This window comes from Okeania sp. SIO2F4 (assembly GCF_010672385.1).
Lineage (GTDB): Bacteria > Cyanobacteriota > Cyanobacteriia > Cyanobacteriales > Microcoleaceae > Trichodesmium.
Genome location: NZ_JAAHGT010001082.1, coordinates 1 through 3,020 on the forward strand (window position 1 = coordinate 1; position 3,020 = coordinate 3,020).

The 3,020-nt window shown below is 33.0% G+C and carries 3 protein-coding genes; 2 read left to right on the forward strand and 1 reads right to left on the reverse strand.

The genetic code is table 11. The features are described 5' to 3' along the window. Both F6K22_RS37320 and F6K22_RS37325 read left to right on the forward strand, forming a co-directional pair. Nucleotides 1-783, forward strand: a 783-nt coding sequence (locus F6K22_RS37320; protein ID WP_363275267.1) for a hypothetical protein, incomplete at its 5' end; no start/stop codon positions are given. Between the two features lie 754 nt (nucleotides 784-1,537). After that, nucleotides 1,538-2,122: a hypothetical protein gene (locus F6K22_RS37325; RefSeq protein WP_293109819.1), complete on the forward strand. Its 585-nt coding sequence runs from the start codon at nucleotides 1,538-1,540 to the stop codon at nucleotides 2,120-2,122. Nucleotides 2,123-2,377: 255 nt separating this feature from the next. Here the strand turns inward: F6K22_RS37325 and prmA are convergent. Further along, the coding region (gene prmA / locus F6K22_RS37330; RefSeq protein ID WP_293109821.1) for a 50S ribosomal protein L11 methyltransferase at nucleotides 2,378-3,020 on the reverse strand (643 nt) is incomplete at its 5' end.

A 3,020-nucleotide genomic window follows, 5' to 3' on the forward strand; every position in this document is an offset into this window, starting at 1 on the left:
TCAGATATTTTAGCAATATCTGAAGAACGACAACTAGCAATAATAGAATTGAAAAATCTTGAAGACCGTTATGTAGTTCAGCAGCTTACTCGTTATTATGATAACTTGTGCAATGAAAAACCATTTGCTACAGATATAGACTATCAAAGGCGAATTCGTTTAATAGCGATCGCTCCTTCTTTTCATAGACATAATTTCATTGATAGAAAACATCATCAGCTTTTGTTTGAATTTATGATATTTGAAATTCTTGAATCGGCAAACCAGCTTAACTTTATTCTCAAGACTACAGGTGGAAATTTATTCTCAAAAATTCAGATTCCTTATCCTCAAGAAAAAATTATTCTTGCCCATCAACCCACACCCGATTTAATTACTATATCTCAACCACCTAAATCACTTTTAAGAATGTTAGAAAATGAAAGTATTGAAAAACAAGATATTGTCTTGAAGCTCCGAGAAAAAATTCTGAGATTTGACAAATCTATTGGGGAAAAAAGCACGAATGTTACTATTACTTACGGTCAAAAAAAGAAAGACGGTGAACTTTGCAAACCAGCACACAAACTTTTAGGAGGATTTCAATTTCCAAAAAGTGCCCCTAGTTTAGAAATGTTTTTGTATTTACCATATGGGAATTTCAAATCATTACGAAGATATATGCGCAACCAATATAACGATCTAAAAAGCATTAAAATTTCAATCTTAACTGAAGATTGGAAGACAGCTTTAGCATACAAAATTCCCAGTCACTATGGTTATAGAGGTGAAACAGGATACTAGGAAATTGAAGGGTATCTAGAAATGTATGAAAAAATTACAGGAAAACCTATTAAGTCTAAATCTATAGATGATTTAATTGATGTAGCTTTATCAGAATGGGAAAACAGAAACTCATCATAAATGAATCAAAAAATCAGTCAAAATAGAAAATTATTAGATTTAGGAAAATGCTTAAATAGGTAAATGGAAATCAACTTACAGTGCCAAGTATGTGAAGTACAAATATTAATGATAAAACCCTTGTAACACAGACACCTTGACTGTCATAGCTGTACCATACTAAGATCAAATCCGCTGTAACTATCTAACAAAATATAAATCAGCAAAAACCAGATTTATTCACAAAAATTCCTGTATGGTTACCCAATAATTTAATCAGTGTAATAAATCTACTTTCAGAGATTAGGGAGCTTTTTTCCGATCGGCATTTGAGGAGACATCATACTTGCTCCCTACACTCTATAGCAATCAGGAATTAGATTGAGAATTTGACTATTCCTGAAAAGGAAGGAATATAAAAGTTATCATACTTATTTTTATTCATTAAAGGCACGGAAAATGATTTTTTGAGTAACTTTTACTTCTCTTACTTATACTAAATCAAGGGCAAATTTATTTTCTGGAGATGTCTAATAGACATCTCCAACAATAAAAAATAAAATCAATTATCCTACAGAAATAATCAATTATTTCCCCCTACTCCCGTACGGGGGATTCGCATAGATGCCCCTACTCCCTACCTCCCTCTTGTCTAATGAATACACCAAGTCATGCCATTATTAATCTCGCACTTCTTACTAAACCTCAATTACCACAAGCTAATCTTGCTATTGTAATTGGTGGAATTTTACCCGATATTCCTATCTTTATTTTCTACTTTTGGGCAAAATTTATTGCTCGTTTACCAGAGACAAAAATTTGGTCAGAAGCATATTATCAACCATTAATCCAAAATTTTGTTGCCATCTTTCATTCTATTCCTTTGGCTATAATTGGATTGCTAATTTCCTACTATTTTGATTGGCAAATTATGCAAGTAATCTGTATTAGTTTAGTCTTGCATTCTCTACTAGATTTGCCAGTACATAATGATGATGCTCACAGACACTTTTTTCCTTTCACTAATTATAGATTTATTAGCCCTATTTCTTATTGGGACCCAAAGCACTATGGTTCAATTGTTGCTTTGATAGAAATTTTGCTAGTTTTGTTAGCAACTTTACGGGTATTTCCCGGAATTAATTCTGTTGTAGGAAAAGGATTAATGATTTTAGTGAATATATTTTATTGGAGTGGTTATATTTATTTTTATCTTCGTTCTAGAGTTTTAATCAACTAAATAAAATAACCCTTTTATTGAGTAGAGAACTAGGTAGGACGTTGCATAAGGGCGTCCGTACACATAAGAATAATTAACACGATCCTAGGTTATAATTATCAAAAAAGTCATTCCGACTATTCTAATTGCTTAATAATTGAAGTTTCAGCATTCGTATAGTATTTTTTTTTCACCCTTTGCCTTCTTCCTTCTTCCTTCCTTCTTTCTACTTCCTTCTTCCTACTCCCTACTCCCTACTCCCTATTCCCTAATTATTTAAGAACGCCGAATATTAAAACAACACCAATCTTCTCGTTTCCAAAGAGTAGCTACAACCCAACCATTCTGTTCTAAAGTATCAGCAATTGATTTAGCTTGTTCTAATAAAATCCCACTGATAATACCCCAAGTGGTCGGTTTAGATATCGCTTCGAGATGCGGAATTATATCAATAATAACCTCAGCTAAAATATTGCAAACTATACCATCTACAGGTTCAGGAACTAATTTAATTAAATCCTCAATATCTCCCTGTTCAACAATTAATTTTTCCGCCTCTATTTGATTTAATTTTCCATTATTAATAGTCGATCTAATCGCCAAAGGGTCAATATCTACAGCATAAATCTGACGTACCCCTAATAATACTGCCCCAATCGACAAAATACCACTACCACAACCAATATCAGCAATTATAGCTTCAGGATTTGGTTCCAAACCCAAGCGCATTTCTAACGATTCTAAACATAATTCTGTAGTAGGATGAGTACCAGTACCAAAAGCTGCTCCTGGATCTAAACGAAGGATAATTTTATCTGACTTCTCTGGTAAAGCTAACCAAGCAGGATTAATCAGAAAGCGATCGCCAATTTCTTGAGGTTGCCAATATTGCTTCCAACTACTTGCCCAATCTTCTTCA

Coding starts and splice junctions, on each gene's coding strand:
- F6K22_RS37325 (WP_293109819.1), top strand. CDS start 1,538: ATGAATACACCAAGTCATGCCATTATTAATCTCGCACTTCTTACTAAA.